Below are 16,430 nucleotides of genomic sequence, written 5' to 3' on the forward strand. Positions count from 1 at the left end.
TCTTTACATCGGGGGCGGCCGACACTATTCACCCCTCAGCAATTCGATCCGAGGTGAAATCAAGCGAAATGCGTGCAGAAATCGAGAATGTAGTCGACGAAATCAAGCAGGCCATAAGCCTGCTGAGGAGGCATCTTTGACTGGGACCAGGCGATAAGACGACTGGACTGGTTGAACAACAAGGCAGAGGACCCGAACCTCTGGAACGATGCCCAGGAAGCGCAGAAGCTCATGCGCGAGCGCCAGCAGCTCGATGAGAGCATCGCAGGCGTGAAACGTCTTGAACAGCAGATGAAGGACAACATCGAGCTGATCGAGATGGGCGAGGAAGAGGGTGACGAATCGATTGTCACCGAGGCCGAGCAGGCGCTGAAGGCGTTGAAGGCTGAATCCGGCCGCCTGCAGGTCGAGGCCATGCTATCCGGCGAAGCCGACGGCAACGACACCTATCTGGAAGTTCATTCCGGCGCCGGTGGCACGGAGTCCCAGGACTGGGCCAACATGCTGCTGCGCATGTACATCCGCTGGGCGGAAAAGCAGGGCTTCAAGGTCGAGGTGCTGGAAGTGCATGACGGCGAAGAAGCCGGCATCAAGTCCGCGACGATCCTCATCAAGGGCCACAATGCCTATGGCTGGGCGAAGACCGAGTCCGGTGTTCATCGTCTCGTGCGCATCTCACCTTATGACTCGAACGCGCGTCGGCACACGTCCTTCTCGTCGGTCTGGGTCTATCCGGTCGTCGATGACTCGATCACCATCGAGATCAACGAAAGCGATTGCCGCATCGATACCTATCGTTCGTCGGGCGCCGGCGGTCAGCACGTCAACACGACCGATTCGGCGGTGCGTATCACGCACATTCCGACCGGTATTGTTGTGGCCTGCCAACAGGAGCGTTCGCAGCACAAGAATCGCGCCAAGGCCTGGGAAATGCTGCGCGCCCGCATGTACGAGGCCGAATTGATGAAGCGGGAAGCGGCCGCCAATGCCGAAGCCGCGTCCAAGACGGATATCGGCTGGGGTCACCAGATCCGCTCCTACGTTCTGCAGCCCTATCAGCTCGTCAAGGACCTGCGCACCGGCGTCGAAAGCACCGATCCGGATACCGTGCTGAACGGCGATCTGAACGAATTCATGGAAGCTGCCCTTGCGCACCGCATCAGTGGCAAGGCCGATGCCGTCGCCGACGTCGACTGACGGGGATGTGTTGCATAACGAAGATAAGGGACGGCGGGGTTTGGGCCCCGCCGTTTCCGTTTATGGCCGTTCTTCCGCAGGCCTTGTCGTCTCGGCTTCCGTGGCCGGGCTCCTGAGCGTAACGGTCGCGAGCAGCAATACCGTAAGGGAACATGTTGCGATGGTTGCGACCATCGGCAGCGCCGTGCCGTCGAAGAACAGGCTCGCGATGCCGATCACGCTCGACGCCGTGACGAATTGCAGCGTGCCCATCAGGGCTGATGCCGTCCCGGCGATGCGGCCATGAGCCTCGAGTGCGAGGACGGCCGATGTCGGAATAACCATGCCGAGAAAACCATAGGCCACGAAAAGCAGGGCCGCCATCAGTGGAAGGCTGCCGAAGCCGAATTCGAACATCACGAAGAGCAGCGTCGCCGCAAGCGCAAAACCGCTGACCGCGAATCGGATCAGTCGCTGCAGGCCGAAACGGCGGGACAGGCGGCCGTTCATCTGCGAGGCGCTGATGAAGGAGATGGCATTCAGCGAGAACAGCACGCTGTAATATCCCGGCGTCAGGCCGTAATGCTCGATCAGGATGAAGGACGAGTTGGCCACATAGATCATGTAGCTCGACATGCCGAAGGAGGCGATCAGCACGAGGCCGAGATAATAGGGGTCGCGCAGCAGGACGCCGTAGGAGGAAAGCGCACTGCCGAGACTGCTCTCGCTGCGGGCTTCTGCCGAGCGTGTTTCCGGCAGAAGCAGAGCGGCAAGGACCATGCCCAGCGCCGCGGTTGCGACCATGACCCAGAAAATGATGCGCCAGCTGCCGAAAGCCGTAATCATGCTGCCGGCGAGCGGTGCCAGGATGGGAGATACGCTGAAGACCAGCATCAGCCGCGACATCAGATGGGCGGCGGCGACGCCGGTGAAGAGGTCGCGGACGATCGCCCGGCAAAGGACGGTGCCGGCACAGGCGCCGACGCCCTGCAGGGCCCGGAAACCGATCAGCCACTCGACCGATGGCGAGAGCGCGCAGCCGATTGCGCCGATGGCGAAGAGTGAAAGGCCGAAGAATAGCGGCTTCTTGCGGCCGATCATGTCGGAAACCGGTCCGTAGACGAGTTGCGACAGTCCCATCGCGACGAAGAAGGAAATGAGGCTCGCCTGCACGGCTCCACTGTCAGCATTGAGACCGACGCCGATTTCCGGCAGTGACGGCAGATACATGTCGATTGCGAAAAGCCCGATCGCCGTCAGCAATCCAAGGACGATGGGGAGTGAGGCCGGGTGTTGAGTGGAGGGAGGGGATTTCTGGAGCATGAAAAAACCTTTGCGTCGCCGGGGCATTTGCCGCGGAGGGGGAGAAGGACGGAAAAGTGTTTGACAATGGGCGCGGAAAGGCCGCGCAATGAAGTGAACTTTTATGTAAAAAATATTGGACACAATTGTCCAATTAGTCAAGCCCCTCTATGGTGAGGCATGGATCAGATGCATCACGCCCCGAATCTCCCGCAAAGCATGGACACAGGCAGCCGCACCAGGCGTGATGCCATCATTGATGCCGCTGCCGCGATCTTTTCCGAAAGCGGCTATTCGGGCGCGAGCATCGATGCGATCGCTGCCCGCGCGAATGTGTCCCGCCAGACGGTTTACAATCAGATCGGCGACAAGGAAAAAGTCTTCCGGGCGGTCGTGACGGATATCACCCAGCGTTCCAGCGCGGGTTTCTTCGCCGTTCTCGAGACTTTTCCCGATACGCCGAAGGATCTTGAGGCCGATCTTTGCGCCTTCGCCACCCGTCTCCTGAAGGTTGCCGTGTGCGAGCCGAGCGGGCGATGGCTGTTGCGCCTGCTGTCACTCGAAGGCGCGCGCCATCCCGAGCTTTTCACCACATGGCGTGAATACGGGCCGGGCCGTAAGCATCCGGCAATGGCCGCCCGCTTCGCTCAGCTCGCCCATGGCGGTTATCTCGATGTCGAGGACCCGTCGCTGGCCGCCCGCCAATTCATGGCGCTGGTGATGTCGGATGTGCGCGCCGACCTGCAGCTCGGCATCCCGATACCTGAGAGCGAACTGGCCGGATTGGCGAAAAACGCCGTCCATACCTTCCTCAGGGCTTTCGGCAAACGTTGAGGCGGTCCTCCCGACGTGACCTCCCGGTCAGTTCGTCTCGCGCTCGACCCTGATATCGCCGAATTCGTCGATCAGCACGGTCCAGCCTTCCGGCTCCAACTGCTGGGGATCGGTCTTCAGATAGACCGTCGCGAAGAGGCCGGGCTGGCGAGTGACGCCGGTCGAATCCTCCGGCCGGATATCGGTGACATAGGCTTTGATCGCCGAAAACTCCTCCAGTTCCACGCTTTCCAGCACCTTCGGCCCGCTATCGGCCAGGAGGATCTGCTGCAGGTAGATCTTCGCCGTCCGGTCCGGCTGGCGAATGGCGACGAGTTTGTAGTAGCCGCGCTGTGGCTCTGCCTTTTCGGAGGTTTGCGGCGCCGGCTGTTCTTCCGGCGCAGGCGAGGTCGCGCCATTGCCGCCAACGTCGGGTGCGCTCTCGATCTCCGCGTCGCCTTCCCATAAGCCACCGCTGATGACGAAGGTGGCGGTCACCGGCAGCTGGTCGATATCGTCCGCCTTCGCGCCGGTGCTGGAGAGGAGCAGGGCCGCAAGCCCGATTCGGAGAAACTGGGAACGGGGCATGGGATCTCCCTCAGTTCGAAAACTGTTCGGCGAGGATGCGGTCGGACCACGATCTGTCTGGATCGGACAGGATGCGGGCGGTGGTGTCCTGGGACTGGGCGATCTGCACGCGCACGACCGACTTCACTTCCGTATGATCGGCAACGGCATTGACCGGCCGTTTCTCGGCCTCCAGCACGATGATGTCGACGCTCACCTTGTTCGGGAGCAGCGCGCCGCGCCAGCGGCGGGGACGAAAGGCGCTGACCGGGGTGAGCGCCAGAAGCGGCGCTTCCAGCGGCAGGATGGGGCCATGGGCGGAAAGATTGTATGCGGTCGAACCGGCAGGCGTCGCCACCATCACGCCGTCGCAGATCAGCTCCTCCAGTCGCACCTGGCCGTCGATGATAACCTTCAGCTTGGCGGCCTGGTAGGATTGGCGCAGCAGGGAGACTTCGTTGATCGCGAGCGCGATCGACGTCGTCCCGTCGGCATTGGTCGTCGTCATTTTCAGGGGATGGAAGTCGTTCTCGACCGCCGCGGCGATCCGCTCGCACAGGTTTTCGGTCGAATAGTCGTTCATCAGGAAACCGACCGAGCCGCGGTTCATGCCGTAGACAAGCTTGCCGGAATTCATCGTCTCGTGCAGCGTTTGCAGCATGAAGCCGTCGCCGCCGAGCGCCACGACGACATCGGCTTGCCTCGGTTCAACATTGCCGTAGAGGCGAATCAACTCCTCGCGGGAGGCCTGGGCCTCGTCGGTATTGGAGGCAAGGAAGGAAAGCGAGCGGAACGAGCGAGACATGGACGGCCCTTTGAATGTGCGCCTGTCGTACATGATAAAGGCCGGCAGCGACAAGGCGTTTCGCACCGTCGGCGGTTCCGTCCATCCGGGCCGCGGCGCCGGATGCATCGTCGCGCCCGTTCACCATGCCGCCTAACCATCACGAGAATTTTTCCTTTACCGCGGATCGATTTGCCCTTATTGACGGCCATCAATGCCCTTGTAGCTCAGTTGGTAGAGCACCTGATTTGTAATCAGGGGGTCGCGGGTTCGAACCCTGCCGGGGGCACCATTTATTCTGAGAAACGTAGTTTTCTCAATGGTTTCAAGGCTTAGACAATCCTTCCGGTACACAAAGAGGTACACGGAAGGTCCACATGGGTATCACCCTGAAACACATCGTCCTCACCGCAGCGGGAACATTCCACTACCGCCGACGCATCCCGAAAGATGCTGCGGAAGTGATCGGCAAGCGAGAGTTCAAGCGGCTCCTTGGTCAGACCGAACGGGAAGCCTTGCGGAACTACCCGAAGGTCAATGCCGAATTTGAGAGAATGGTGGAGGATGCCCGGAGGGGTGCGGCCCGACGCAAGTCTGCTGGTTCCCCCGACGATCTAACACCCCTAGAGGTTCACCGTCTGGCACAACGTAGGGCTTCCGAACTGGAGGCCATGAAGGTCTATGTCGGGGACCGGGAGTTGACTGGGGCCGATCCAGAGGCCGCTGACGTGATCCGGGATAGCGCCTTGTCTTCCGGTCTCTCCGATCCGGTGGAGCGTCAGGCGGTCAATCTGGTGGCGAACAAGGGCCGTATTCCCCGCCCCTCTCCGACATTGGCAGACGCGAAGCGGCTCTATCTTCAAGAGAGGATCAAGGGCGACATAAACGAGAACCAGAAGACCCTCCGGCTGGAGCGTGTCATGGGCTATCTCGCACATGCTATCGAGACGGACAGGCCCCTTGACCGGCTCACCCGTGAAGACGCCCGCGAAGTCCGGGATCACATGATCCGCGATCTCGACATGAACCCGTCAACCGTGCGTCGATACGTGAACGACATTCGGGCTATGATCGGCTTCGGCATTACGGAGTTCGGATTGCGTGACGCCTTGAACCCGTTCCAAAGGCTGGAAATACGGGTCCAGACGGTTGCAAGAGAGGAGCGGTCTCCGATCCCTGCCAAGACCCTCAAAGCCATTCGTGCCCGTCTGGAGGCCCATGCGGGAGCCGATCTGTGGCAGATATGGCGGATGCTGGAGGGAACCGGATGCCGTCTTGGTGAGGTGACTGGGCTTCTGGTCAGCGACGTGAAGCTTGACGCCCCGGTGCCGTATCTCGATCTTGTTCACCACGCCCATAGACGCCTCAAGACGGCGGGATCGGTGCGGCGGGTGCCATTGATCGGGGAAGCCTTGGACGCTGCCAGAGAGGCCGTGAAGGCCGCTGGAGATAGCCCGGTACTATTCCCCCGATATGGCAAGGTCCGGGGAGCCGATGTGGCCTCTGCCAGCCTCATGAAGCATATTCGGGCGGTGACGGAGGATGACAAGATCGTGGTCCACTCTCTCCGGCACACCATGAAAGACCGCATGATCCGGGCGCGGGTGAGCGACGGAGACCAAGACCTTGTTCTCGGTCATTCCCGTGGCGGCATGGGTGAGCGGTATGGTGGCCCGGATGCACGGTTAGAGGTGGCTGCGGGGGCCGTGAAGGCGGCGCTTAATGGCCTTTAGGCCGGATCAATCGGGGTCTTGATCGTCAGCCCGAATGCCGATTTCTCGACAATGAACCGCTTGCCGTTCTCGGTGACGATCTTATGGCCGTGGGCTTCGGCGTGGGCGATCTGCGCCTTGAGAGCGGCGGCGTCTTCCGCCTTGGAGCGCTGGCCCGTGTGCACCTTATTGGTGGCCTTGGGGGCTGCTGCTTCTTCGGCTGCTGGGGTGATATTCTTAGAGGTCATGGTGGTATTTCCTTACGGTGATGATGGCCGTGGGCCGGAAGATAGAAGAAAAGGCCACACAGACTCACCAGCGGCCACCAGAGGCCCGCGATAGGTGACACTACCGGGGAACTGCTGGTGCGCTTGTGTGAGTCTGTATGGGGCGATTAGGGGGGATGGCAGGAAGGACAACCTTCGTCACCCAGTCTGTATCCGGTACAGACTACCTCCCGATCTGCCATAGAGAACGTGGGTATTACAGGCGGACTAGGCCCATACGGACCGCTGCCCCGAAGGACATTTCCGGCTTGCCGGGGATCGAGACGATCCATTCGCCAGAGTTCTTGTGCTGCCGGAGGCAAGCCCTTTCGGCCTTGGTCATGCCCTCAAGGCGTTCCGCGAACTGATCCGGGTCAGACTGGGGAAGCGTGGCAAGGCGCTCGACGGCCGCCCTTCCAATCTCCCGTAGGCGGTCATGAGAACCGTGAATGGTGGCCTGTCGTGCATCCCGGAGTTCATCCGAGTTACAGAAGTCCATGAGCATATCGACACTGGCCCCGACTTCGGCAAGCTGGTGATTGGCCTGTGCGACATATCCGGCATGAACCTTGATGACATCGGCAATGGTGACGCCTTCCGGCAAGGAACCGTCTTCGGGGATATACCCGCTATCGACCACCTCGGCCAATGCAGCGTCCACGGCTGCGGCCCCGATAGTGGCGTCTAGGGCGTTGAGGGTGTCGGATGCTTCCTTGGCCTGTCGGGCTTCCTCGGAGACCGGAGAGGGCTTGTCCTGCTGATCCTGCTGCTGGCCCGCCTCAATCCCCTTAGCGTCGGACTGTACGCCGGAGGACTGGGCGGGCTGCTGAAAACCCTGTGCGGCCTGATCCCTTGTCATGAGACCGGAGGCAATGGCGCTTTCAATGTCGGTTTCGATGCCGCCGATCATGACGCGGCCCGGAGCAAGGCCGGGATTGGCGTAGGCCGTATGGTTCACCTGCTTGGTGACGATCTGCTTGCCGTTCTTGATCTCGACATGATGCTCCATGCCGACAAAGCCGGTCGGAACCGTCTTCTGGCTGATCTGTGGAACCTGCTTTTCATACTGGGCGGTGAGAGCCGCCAGTTCTTCCGGCGACATATCGTTGATGGTAACTTCGGTCATGGGTGATCCTTTCAATGGATGATTAGAGGTATTGCCAGACGTTCGGATGTAGGCGGGTCGCTGGCGGACCCTCCGGCCTGTGGCCATGTTTCGTGGTGATGGCTTTCGCTGCCTTGATCTGCTGATCTCGCCACCATGCGGGCGCTCGGTCCCACTGAGCGAACCCGTAAGGGCCACCCATGCTTTCCAGCCCCGGTTCCCGTCCGGTGAGACGGTCGTGCATCTTACGGTCACGTTCGGGGTCATCGTCGGGGATCGACTGGGAACCCCAGCCCCAGTTCTTGGCGGGTCCGGTCAAGTCCAATCCCCAGACGTACAGTCCTCCAGCGTATCAGCGCCAAGGGGTTTCTCGGACGCAAGTCTGCTGGTGGAGCCTGACGGAGCGACATACGGGCGGCTATCGGGTATCGTGGGGGTCAATGTTCCGTCTTCCCGCATATAGAGCGTGGAGACCGGGGAGCCGTGGGCCTTCACAGAGGCGTCGGCGGAGAGGCAAGGCGTACAGCGGCCCACATCCCCGTGACCACCCACATAGGCAACGCCACAAGAGCGACACTTCTCCGCTCTGACGCCAAGCCTACGGGCCATGCTGGCTTGCAGCTTCCGGCTTTCCTGATCGGCTCCGGTGCCGGTTCCGAAGACGGTGGAAGTTGGCCTGTGGTCAGGGCCGAACTCAATTGCCATGTTCGGGCCTCACGGGAGCAAGATGAAGTTGCGCTCTTTCGCGGTGAGACGACGCCCAGAGAGCATGGCCCGTTCCTCGGCCTCTTGAAGTTCCACCATGCGGGCCTTTCGTCCACCGTTCACAAGGCGTTCGACAACATGATTGACAACACCCTGCTGCGGCTTGATCCAGCCTTCGTTGACGGCTTCCCAGTGTTCAATGAGGCCCATGCGGCCCGCATCGTCGTATGCCGTGGTGATAAACAGGAGGTACTTGCCGGGGAGGCAGTAGCAGCGACGTGAACGGTTCATGCTGTCGCGATAGATACCCTCAAATTTGAGTGCATCTTCCTTGATATTCCCAAGACGGCGTTCAATGTCGCGCATCACATTGTCGTGGCGCATCCCCAAGACCTTGGCAATCTCTAGGGAAGTCATGAAGGGCACGTCTCGGCACACTTCCGGGATACTGTCGGGGGCGACGGGTGATGCCTCCAAATTTGGAGTGATTAAAGCTGTGGCCTTCGGGGTGATGGAGGTCATGAACGATCCTTTCGATTGATGTAGAGAATGTTTTCGGGGGTGAGGTCTGTGGGGTCGCCATCGACATACCGGATAAGACCACCCTTCGGTTTCCCGACAAGAAGACGTGCGGCCATTTCCTGTCGGCGTGATCCGGGGCCGGTCCTGACGGTGGTGCGGACATATTTCTTCCCATCGACCATGTGGCCGGTAAGAACCCCTGTCGATCCCATGCGGAGAAGCCGCTGGTAGTCGCTTTCGAGGATTTTGGCGTGGTCTCGACCGGCCTTGTCGAGTGGCACTTTGAGAACCCTTCGACCGGCGAGATCGGTGAACGAAAGGGTCTGCGGGCGGGGTTGGGGCATGTGTGAGAACTCCGATGCAGATGCGTGAAAAAGAGGCCCTTTCCGCCGTATTGATCGGGCAGACGAAAGGGGTGCGAATGGGGGGCTTGCAGATTTCTGAACAGATAGTGAGACCCACGCACAGCGCATAACTCACCGTATTAGTCATGCATTATCGCATAGCTTGATGAGGCGTGGTTTATGGTGTCGAGGAAAAGAGAGGCCAGCCAAGGCCCGAGAAGACCAGACTGACCCCTAGTCGCAGCAACAGTGACCCCGGCTAAGACAATCGGGTGTCGATGATCCAACTCGCAATCAGACCACCATGTAAGCCCCCGTGCTTTTGAACATCGCCCCTCGCCACTGGAAAGGATCGAATACAGACAGCGGATGGGTTTCACGGGGACTTACAAAGAAGTCTTATGCAGGTTTGAAAACAGGTTGAGGTATGCCCACGATAGGTAGCACGTACGTTGGACTAGAGGTGTTGCTATCGTTGGATGAGGTGGAGCCTTCGGCTCTGGATATAGAGAGGAAGGACTAGGAAGTAGCTATCCACTTCAAGCACCACTACAGGAAAACATTCATCCCCCCTTCCATATAACTAATGTTCCACATGACCCCATGTCCAACATTATTAGATGATCCGGGGATGGATAGAGAGAGGCTTCCTTAAGTGTGGGGTAATTCCTTGATGGAGTGGGTAATCGGAGGTCCGGGTCATCCTCCGGCCTCTTTCACCTTCGCCAGCGCCCATTCCACGGGCTTCTTCACGTCATCGCCCTTGAGGTCAGCCCCGTAGGCTGCTGCCCGGATTGCACATGACAGAAACTCAACAGCTTCCGAAAGGGCGGCGATAGTGGCTTGACGCAAGTCTGCTTGGCGGGTGTTCGGTTTCATGCTGGTCTCCTTGTACGAGGCTGTTATCTAATGCCCGGAGACCTTGGCAGGACTGAATATCAATGGTCAATCAATAACTTAGTTCCGGTAATGGGACTATCTGGAACCTTGTCGAGACCCTCCCGGTAATGGGACCGGGGAAGCCATACGTGGCAACGGCAGCGGCGACGTGCGGGGAACGGATGGTACCGNTTGTCGAGACCCTCCCGGTAATGGGACCGGGGAAGCCATACGTGGCAACGGCAGCGGCGACGTGCGGGGAACGGATGGTACCGATAGTGGGAAGGTGTGGACAGAATGTCGCACCTATGCCGCCGTCCTTCCTGATCGCCGGGAGGACTTCCTTCGTCACCCAGTCTTGGAAGGGCTTGGCTTCGGGCTTGTCGCTGCGGAGGATGAGCTTGTAGAGGCCGCTTTCGGAAATGAGAGCGAGGTCCCCTCGGCCTTTGGCCGGGAAAAGGCTTTTGAGGGTGTCCGCCACCCTCAATCGGTTGATAACCTGCCGCTCCGTCCCGTCCAGCGTTCCGGCCACCCAAGACAGGCCCGTCGTCACGCCATACAAGATTTCGTAGAGGTCCTTCGCAACGAACCACGGCTCTCCCCCAATCGTCACCACCCTGATCTGGTGGCCTTTGAAGTCGAACAGGGACACGGCGGGGATGCCGGAGGCGGTTTATGCCGCCTTCAACACCTTCTGTACGGCTGACGATGAGCAACCCACTTCCTTGGCGATCTGCCTTACAGACAACCCATCGGCGCGGAGCTTCCTGATTTCATCGTGGTTGAGCGACACAGGGCGTCCTGTGATCCACTTCTCTCCAGCCTTCTCCGCCTTGGCCTTCGCCTTGGCAATGCCTTCAAGCTGGCGCTCTTTGCGAAGCTCGGTCTCAAACTGGGCGATGCTGGCGAGGATGCCGAATACCAGCTTGCCGGTGCGCGTCGTGGTGTCGAGGCTGGCGTCGTCCAGCACCTTGAAGCCCACGCCCTCATTGTTGAGGCGGTCCACGATCTGGTGAAGGTGAGAGGCGGAACGGGCCAGCCGATCCAGCTTGGTGACAATGAGCGTGTCGCCTTCCCGAACATAGTCGAGGCACTTGGCAAGCTCCGGCCTGTCATCATCAAGACCGGACCGCTTCTCACTGAATATCTTGGTGGCCCCTGCTGCTATGAGCCTGTCCACCTGCGTCTGGTAGTCCTGCCCTGTCGAGCTAACCCGTGCGTACCCTACGATGGTCCCTGCCTTGGCGTTCATGTGCACTATCCTCTAAGATGTTTCGTGAACATGACTTAGTGCACGATTAATGCACATGTCAATCCCTATGTGCACCAATGTTTACCTTAGTGGACACTAGCGGGCAGACGGCCAGCGCCAGCGCGTGGCGCAAAAGTAGAATGAAGGTGAAGCCGGTGAGCTGGGCTGGCAGGGACCAGAGGGCGGCACCATGCGGGCCACGGACTGGGAGACGGAAGGGGCCACGGGGGGCCACGCGCTTCCTCACCTGTCGAGGTTGCCACTTCGGATTTTTCCGCCAAATAGAAACGCCCTTGACTACCCCGTTCTCGGCGCTAGTCTGGCGATGCGGTCCACATTCAGGCCGCTTGAGGTACACAAGAGCGCAACAGGTCAAGAGACCGGAAGCACTGTAATGCCTTGAAACTACGGTCGAATTTCTGATTTCTCCAGTGGTTCGATTTGGTGCCTTAGTACCTGCCGGGGGCACCATTTCCTTCCTTTATTATTGGTTTGCCGCGCCCGCCGCTCGCCCGGGGCGACGCTCAGATGATTCTTCTGCCGCGCGCTGGACAGCCGGGCTTCGCGGCGATAAGCCGGCGGAAGACCAAACAGGAGAAATGCCATGGAAGTCAGGGATTCAAACGGAACGGTGCTCAACGAGGGCGACAACGTCACGCTCATCAAGGATCTCAAGGTCAAGGGCACGTCCGAGACGCTGAAGCGCGGCACCATGATCAAGGGCATCCACCTGACCGACGATCCGGCCGAAGTCGAATGCCGCCATGCCAAGATCAAGGGTCTGGTGTTGCGCACCGAGTTCCTCAAGAAGGCCTGATGGCCGGGTTCCGGCTTTCTTATCAACAGAAAATTGCGTTTCGGCAGGGAATCGCAATTTACAGGCGGCATTCTTGGGCGTTTAGTGGAGCACGGCATTTTATGACGGAGCTTCATGATGATCTTCGGAATGACGCCTTTCACCCTCTTTCACGTATTGTTGAGCCTCGTCGGCATTGCGACGGGGCTTGTCGTTCTGCGTGGCTGGCTGAGATCGAACCGCATGTCCCGCTGGACGTCGGCGTTTCTCATCAGCACCCTGGCTACCGTGCTAACCGGCTTTCTATTCCCGTTCACCGGTTTTACGCCGGCAATCGGGGTAGGCATCATCGTGACCGTGACGCTCGTTGCGGCAATCGTCGCGCTCTACCGGTTTCATCTGGCCGGTCGCTGGCGTGTCGTCTTCGTCGTCTGTTCGACGATTTCGCTTTACTTCAACGTCTTTGTCCTTGTCGCACAGGCCTTCGCCAAGGTTCCGGCGCTGAATGCACTGGCGCCCACCGGCTCGGAGCCGCCGTTTGCCGCCGCGCAGGGCCTTGTTCTCCTTGCCTTTCTTGCCGCCGGCTATCTGGCGGTCACGCGTTTCCATCCGGCGGCGGCCTGACCTCCTGGCGGGCAGGGTAGGTTAGTCTTCCTCCTTGTCCGCCCGGACGGCTTCATGCATCTCGCGGATGAGGTCGGGCAGGGCGCTTTGCACCCGGTTCCAGCTTGGCATGAAGGGCGTGCTGTTCGGATTGTCGAGAAAGGCGTTGCCGGCCTCGACGAGATTTGCGGCAAACAGTTCGACAGCCAGTTCCTCGCGGTGCCGGTCGGTGGTCAGCCCGTTCATTCGAGCGTCGTTGTGGTAGATTTCCACGAGATCGAGGGCATTGCGGAAATAAGTCGCTTTCAGCGTGCGCAGGCTCTCCTGGCTGAAGACGACCCCATCCGTGGCAAGCTTGCGCAGAAGCGCTTTGGCGATGTCGGTCGACATGCGCGAGAGCCCGGCGGAGGCATCTTCCGCCGAAAGAGGCTGGTGCTTGTGATCGTAGCTGTCTGCGATGTCCACCTGGCAGATGGCGTTGTTCGAAAAGCTGCGCCAGAGTTCGGACAGTACGCCGATTTCGAGCCCCCAGTCCGAGGGGATGCGAATATCCGGAAGAAGATGCGTGCGCATGGCGAATTCGCCGGCGAGCGGATAACGGAAAGCCTTGAGATAGTCGATATAGGGATGATGTCCGATCACCCGTTCGAGGCTGAGGAGCAGCGGCGTGACGAGCAGTCGTGTCACCCGTCCGCTCAGCGAATGATCGGCAATGCGCGGATAGTAGCCCTTCGAAAAAACGTAAGGGAAACTCGGATTGGTGACGGGATAGACAAGCCGGGCCAGCATCTCGCGGGAATAGGTGACGATATCGGCATCGTGCAGCGCGACGACCCCGGAATTGCGGGCACCGAGCACATATCCCATGCAATACCAGACATTGCGGCCCTTGCCCGGCTGGTCTGGAGCGAGATCGGCTTCGGCCAGTTGCGCGTCGATCGCGCGAAGCCGCGGGCCGTCGTGCCAGAGAATCGAATGGACTTGCGGCAGGCGGGAAAAATAGCTCTTGGCGTGGGCAAACTGTTCGCGGTCGGCCTGGTCGAGGCCGATCACGACTTCCGATATATAGGGAACCTGCGAAATCTCGCTGACGATATGGTCGAGGGCCGGCGCCTCGAGTTCGGAATAGAGGGAGGGGATGACCAGGGTGACGGGACGATTGGCCGCGTAGATCGCGAGTTCCCGTTCCATGCGTTCGATCGAGCGCTCACGCAGATTATGCAGGGTGGCAACCACCCCGTTCTGATGGAAATCCGCCATATCTAGTCCTTTCTGAAAAGGCACGGTTGCGGCCGTGCGTCTAAAACCCCGTTTCAACGAGTTGGTGGATCATGTGGTTCCAGCCTGCGGGACCCGCCTTGGGCGAGCGCAGGATGAAGCCGCGTCTTTCCCGTTCCGTGACGGGAAGTGCTTCATGTGATGGATTGGCGATGATGACACCGATATCCGCCGCTTCGAGCATGGCAAGGTCGTTCGGCGCGTCGCCGAGCGCGATCGAATGGACGTCTTCGTCGCTGACCTGCCGGTAATGGGCGACAATGGTGGCCATGCGTTCGGCCTTCGATGTGTCCGGCATCAGGGTTAGGAAGCGACCGCCCTGAACCGCCCGATACCCCGCCGTCTCGACGAGCCGGGTGAACGCGGCCTTCTGGCGGGCGTCTCCGGAAAAAAGCCCCGGCTCCGAAAAACGGCGCTGCCGCGCCAGCCGCGCTGCGGAAAGCGGCAGACCGGTTTTGCGGGCGACCTCTTCGTCACTCCAGTCGCCGAACCCGCTGAAGAGGCCGGTGAGGTCTTCAGGCAGGTCATGAAGAAACGCCCGCAAGGATTCGTAATGATTCGCGGCCTCGGCTTCATGACCGGGCAGGTTGGCGATCCCGGCGCCGTTCTCGACGATCATCGGATGGTCTATGCCGATCGCCTCCGCAATCGGGCGCATTTCCGCTTCCGTCTTGCTGCTCGCAAGAATGAGCGGAATCCCCCCTTCGGCCAGCAGGCGAAGTGCGGGTCTCGCCGGCTCGAAGGAATAACTGTCGTGGTCGAGCAGCGTTCCGTCGAGGTCGGTGAAGACGACGATCATGCCTTCTGTTTCATCAGGTGCTGGCGGGTGGCATAGAGTGCTATCGCCGCCGCGTTCGATACGTTGAGCGATTTGATCGCGCCCGGCATGTCGAGACGGGCAAGCGCGCTGACGGTATCGCGGGTTTTCTGGCGAAGGCCCTTGCCTTCGGAGCCGAGCACCAGCGCGATCCGGTCGCCGGAAAGGGTTTCCTCCATTGGGGCAGGCCCTTCCGAATCAAGGCCGACGGAGAAGAAACCGAGCTTGTGCAGTTCTTCCAGCGCATCGGCAAGATTGGTGATCTGGATATAGGGAATGAGCTCCAGCGCGCCCGAGGCCGATTTCGCCAGTACGCCGGATTCCGTCGGGCTGTGCCGCATCGTGGTGATGACCGCGCCGGCACCGAAGGCGACGGCCGAACGCATGATGGCGCCGACATTGTGCGGATCGGTCACTTGGTCGAGAACCAGAAGAAGAGGACTGTCCTTCAGCGCCTCCAGCCTGCGGACTGGCAGGGCGCGCGTCTCCAGCATCACGCCCTGGTGGATGGCATCGGGCCCGAGCATCTTGTCGAGATCCTGGGGGCTGACGATTTCCACAGGAAAGCCGAGTTCCTCGACCGGTCCGATATCCAGTCGCGCCAGCGCGTTCTGCGTGACCGAGAGCTTGATTAGCTTGCGCTCGGGATTGTCGATCGCTGCCCGCACAGTGTGCAGGCCGTAAAGCTGCACCTGGTCCGGCGAAAGCTGCGGCGGCGTCCAGTCGCCGGCCGCCTTGCGGCGTTTCGGCTGCAAAGGGGTTGGAATTTCGCCCCTTTCGCGCTTGGCGTCGCGCACCTGGCGGCGCAGGGTTGCATAGTGGCTGTCGCGGGCGGATTTGTCGTTTTTCGGATCTTTTGCCATGCGTCCTTATAACGGCAGGAGATCGCGGGCGATAGACCCGCGCCGGCGACGCCCGTCCACAGGCCCGATGAAAAAATTCGAAAATTTTCGTCCTTCATCGTGTTGACATGAGCGGGAAGGGCGGTCATATACCCGCCGCAGATCACGGGGCAAACGCCTCGCAGATCTCGACTGAAAAGCTTGGTCGCTGATCCGGACGAAAAACTGGAGAGATGCCCGAGTGGTTAAAGGGGACGGACTGTAAATCCGTTGGCTTCGCCTACGTTGGTTCAAATCCAACTCTCTCCACCATTCGTTCTCGGATCGAACACCGCGGGTATAGCTCAATGGTAGAGCAGCAGCCTTCCAAGCTGAATACGCGGGTTCGATTCCCGCTACCCGCTCCAGTTCCCTCATTTCGCTAAGTTGTTGTTTTTCTGGCGCCTGCCAGTGCATCGCCCCATGGCGATCTTTGTCTCGGGCACGCGCATCGCCGCAGCTTCCCGGTGATTCGATGGCGCCTCCAAGCGAAAACAATTAAGTCTTGCGCAATTCCCGCGAAAGCCTTAAACGGCGGGACCAAACCGGTTCGCCGGGGCAACCCATTTCGATCATAGGAAGCATTCAAATGGCAAAGAGTAAGTTTGAGCGCACGAAGCCGCACGTT

20 protein-coding genes and 3 tRNA genes are annotated in these 16,430 nt (G+C 60.0%); 9 read left to right on the top strand and 14 right to left on the bottom strand.

From position 1 onward, the window contains the following. Positions 1-68 precede the first annotated feature (68 nt). Positions 69-1,197, top strand: a protein-coding gene (gene prfB, locus J5N58_RS12045; RefSeq protein ID WP_162708228.1) for a peptide chain release factor 2 whose coding sequence is annotated in 2 segments (ribosomal slippage) — positions 69-137 and positions 139-1,197 — 1,128 coding nt in all. Because the reading frame shifts where the segments join, the coding sequence is not laid out codon by codon here. A 60-nt stretch (positions 1,198-1,257) separates the two neighbouring features. Here prfB and J5N58_RS12050 read toward each other — a convergent pair. Beyond that, positions 1,258-2,499: a multidrug effflux MFS transporter gene (locus J5N58_RS12050; RefSeq protein ID WP_113456919.1), complete on the bottom strand. Its 1,242-nt coding sequence runs from the start codon at positions 2,497-2,499 to the stop codon at positions 1,258-1,260. A gap of 198 nt (positions 2,500-2,697) precedes the next feature. On the opposite strand from J5N58_RS12050, the gene J5N58_RS12055 reads away from it, so the two are divergent. Continuing rightward, positions 2,698-3,312 (top strand): TetR/AcrR family transcriptional regulator, encoded by a 615-nt coding sequence (locus J5N58_RS12055; protein ID WP_244710907.1) that lies wholly within the window; start codon positions 2,698-2,700, stop codon positions 3,310-3,312. Between the two features lie 27 nt (positions 3,313-3,339). On the opposite strand, the gene J5N58_RS12060 is transcribed toward J5N58_RS12055, so the two are convergent. Both J5N58_RS12060 and J5N58_RS12065 read right to left on the bottom strand, forming a co-directional pair. Next, positions 3,340-3,879, bottom strand: a complete 540-nt coding sequence (locus J5N58_RS12060) for a hypothetical protein (RefSeq protein ID WP_244710909.1) — start codon at positions 3,877-3,879, stop codon at positions 3,340-3,342. A gap of 10 nt (positions 3,880-3,889) precedes the next feature. Continuing rightward, complete coding sequence (locus J5N58_RS12065) at positions 3,890-4,663, bottom strand: NAD kinase (RefSeq protein WP_112828869.1); 774 nt, start codon at positions 4,661-4,663, stop codon at positions 3,890-3,892. On the opposite strand from J5N58_RS12065, the gene J5N58_RS12070 reads away from it, so the two are divergent. The 3 genes from J5N58_RS12070 to J5N58_RS12080 all read left to right on the top strand — a co-directional run bounded on the left by J5N58_RS12070 (position 4,662) and on the right by J5N58_RS12080 (position 6,375). Further along, the gene (locus J5N58_RS12070; protein ID WP_162757605.1) at positions 4,662-4,799 is read left to right on the top strand and encodes a hypothetical protein; all 138 of its coding nucleotides are present in this window, start codon (positions 4,662-4,664) and stop codon (positions 4,797-4,799) included. The genes J5N58_RS12065 and J5N58_RS12070 overlap by 2 nt on opposite strands. A gap of 59 nt (positions 4,800-4,858) precedes the next feature. Next, positions 4,859-4,934, top strand: a tRNA-Thr gene (locus J5N58_RS12075). Positions 4,935-5,019: 85 nt separating this feature from the next. Beyond that, complete coding sequence (locus J5N58_RS12080) at positions 5,020-6,375, top strand: tyrosine-type recombinase/integrase (RefSeq protein WP_244710911.1); 1,356 nt, start codon at positions 5,020-5,022, stop codon at positions 6,373-6,375. Here the strand turns inward: J5N58_RS12080 and J5N58_RS12085 are convergent. From J5N58_RS12085 to J5N58_RS12120, 8 genes are all read right to left on the bottom strand, one after another. Then, a complete protein-coding gene (locus tag J5N58_RS12085) occupies positions 6,372-6,602 on the bottom strand; it encodes a hypothetical protein (protein WP_244710913.1) in 231 nt (76 codons plus the stop codon). The two genes, J5N58_RS12080 and J5N58_RS12085, sit on opposite strands and share 4 nt — an antisense overlap. Positions 6,603-6,837: 235 nt before the next feature. After that, the gene (locus tag J5N58_RS12090; RefSeq protein WP_244710915.1) at positions 6,838-7,746 is read right to left on the bottom strand and encodes a hypothetical protein; all 909 of its coding nucleotides are present in this window, start codon (positions 7,744-7,746) and stop codon (positions 6,838-6,840) included. Between the two features lie 22 nt (positions 7,747-7,768). Next, a complete protein-coding gene (locus tag J5N58_RS12095; RefSeq protein WP_244710917.1) occupies positions 7,769-8,044 on the bottom strand; it encodes a hypothetical protein in 276 nt (91 codons plus the stop codon). 395 nt (positions 8,045-8,439) lie between these two features. Beyond that, complete coding sequence (locus J5N58_RS12100) at positions 8,440-8,952, bottom strand: Rha family transcriptional regulator (RefSeq protein WP_244710920.1); 513 nt, start codon at positions 8,950-8,952, stop codon at positions 8,440-8,442. Further along, entirely contained in the window at positions 8,949-9,296 is a 348-nt protein-coding gene (locus J5N58_RS12105) for a hypothetical protein (protein WP_244710922.1), read from the bottom strand. The genes J5N58_RS12100 and J5N58_RS12105 overlap by 4 nt, the downstream gene beginning before the upstream one ends. A 699-nt stretch (positions 9,297-9,995) precedes the next feature. Then, positions 9,996-10,175, bottom strand: coding sequence for a hypothetical protein (locus J5N58_RS12110; protein WP_244710924.1), 180 nt, complete (start codon positions 10,173-10,175; stop codon positions 9,996-9,998). A 70-nt stretch (positions 10,176-10,245) separates the two neighbouring features. Continuing rightward, positions 10,246-10,827: a BRO-N domain-containing protein gene (locus J5N58_RS12115; protein ID WP_244710926.1), complete on the bottom strand. Its 582-nt coding sequence runs from the start codon at positions 10,825-10,827 to the stop codon at positions 10,246-10,248. 21 nt (positions 10,828-10,848) lie between these two features. Continuing rightward, the gene (locus J5N58_RS12120) at positions 10,849-11,427 is read right to left on the bottom strand and encodes a recombinase family protein (RefSeq protein ID WP_244710928.1); all 579 of its coding nucleotides are present in this window, start codon (positions 11,425-11,427) and stop codon (positions 10,849-10,851) included. A 604-nt stretch (positions 11,428-12,031) separates the two neighbouring features. On the opposite strand from J5N58_RS12120, the gene J5N58_RS12125 reads away from it, so the two are divergent. Together J5N58_RS12125 and J5N58_RS12130 are read left to right on the top strand one after the other, a co-directional pair. Then, complete coding sequence (locus J5N58_RS12125; RefSeq protein ID WP_099057536.1) at positions 12,032-12,244, top strand: alkylphosphonate utilization protein; 213 nt, start codon at positions 12,032-12,034, stop codon at positions 12,242-12,244. A 117-nt stretch (positions 12,245-12,361) separates the two neighbouring features. After that, entirely contained in the window at positions 12,362-12,847 is a 486-nt protein-coding gene (locus J5N58_RS12130) for a hypothetical protein (protein WP_113338841.1), read from the top strand. A 21-nt stretch (positions 12,848-12,868) separates the two neighbouring features. On the opposite strand, the gene J5N58_RS12135 is transcribed toward J5N58_RS12130, so the two are convergent. Genes J5N58_RS12135 through rlmB form a run of 3 tightly spaced genes read right to left on the bottom strand, consistent with a single transcriptional unit; the run spans position 12,869 to position 15,784 of the window. Further along, on the bottom strand, positions 12,869-14,086 hold the full coding sequence (locus J5N58_RS12135) for a glycosyltransferase family protein (protein WP_113425959.1): 1,218 nt from the start codon (positions 14,084-14,086) through the stop codon (positions 12,869-12,871). Between the two features lie 40 nt (positions 14,087-14,126). Further along, on the bottom strand, positions 14,127-14,903 hold the full coding sequence (locus J5N58_RS12140) for an HAD-IIB family hydrolase (RefSeq protein WP_244710930.1): 777 nt from the start codon (positions 14,901-14,903) through the stop codon (positions 14,127-14,129). Then, positions 14,900-15,784, bottom strand: coding sequence for a 23S rRNA (guanosine(2251)-2'-O)-methyltransferase RlmB (rlmB, locus tag J5N58_RS12145; protein ID WP_244710932.1), 885 nt, complete (start codon positions 15,782-15,784; stop codon positions 14,900-14,902). The genes J5N58_RS12140 and rlmB overlap by 4 nt, the downstream gene beginning before the upstream one ends. A 206-nt stretch (positions 15,785-15,990) precedes the next feature. On the opposite strand from rlmB, the gene J5N58_RS12150 reads away from it, so the two are divergent. After that, positions 15,991-16,075 (top strand) — tRNA-Tyr (locus tag J5N58_RS12150). A 21-nt stretch (positions 16,076-16,096) separates the two neighbouring features. Then, positions 16,097-16,170: transfer RNA gene (locus J5N58_RS12155), tRNA-Gly, on the top strand. The last annotated feature ends 260 nt before the right edge of the window (positions 16,171-16,430 follow it).

This window comes from Paenirhizobium cremeum (assembly GCF_022884085.1).
Classification (GTDB): domain Bacteria; phylum Pseudomonadota; class Alphaproteobacteria; order Rhizobiales; family Rhizobiaceae; genus Allorhizobium; species Allorhizobium cremeum.